Annotated in this window: 1 pseudogene; it reads right to left on the bottom strand. The window is 52.6% G+C overall.

Annotated features, from left to right (window positions below):
- Positions 1 to 116: 116 nt before the first annotated feature.
- A pseudogene (locus WS62_RS36300) lies at positions 117 to 383 on the bottom strand (response regulator); the annotation flags it as partial.
- Positions 384 to 504 lie beyond the last annotated feature (121 nt).

The following is a 504-nucleotide window of genomic DNA, read 5'->3' as shown; positions in this document are numbered from 1 at the left end:
ACCCGCCGTTCTGAACGGTACCGCCGTCGCAACACGTCAAAGGGGCCCGAGGGCCCCTGCGTACTTGAGAAAATTACTCAGCATTGCGCCGCCGTTTAAGCGCGGTTTTACGCCGCCATCAACACCCATAGCAGGTCAAATTCCAACGTTGTTAGTTCGGGGGTGCTGCCATCCGGAAGATAGACCGTTCGACTTGCACGATTAATCGAAAACTTACCAAAAGCTATGCTATCTCTCTGAATTTTTGCGGCAGATAATCTTCCGCCTGCCCGGCGCAAATGTGCTTGAATTCTAGCAAGTATAATTCTATATTGAATCGGCTTTCTCAAGTAGTTGTCCGCACCCATTTCAAATCCTAGTAATTCATCGAATTCCTCCCCCCGTTACTATCTTCACACCCCGATAATTGGGGTTTTGGCCAGCCAGGCCCGGCATGATTCCCGCCCCCAGTCGCAGTCATGATCCGGGGGGTGTTGTCACCGGGCCTGGTGGGTGGCTGGTGAT

Source organism: Burkholderia sp. ABCPW 14 (assembly GCF_001523835.1).
GTDB classification, from domain to species: Bacteria; Pseudomonadota; Gammaproteobacteria; order Burkholderiales; family Burkholderiaceae; genus Burkholderia; species Burkholderia mayonis.
This window is presented reverse-complemented; position numbering and strand designations above follow the sequence as displayed.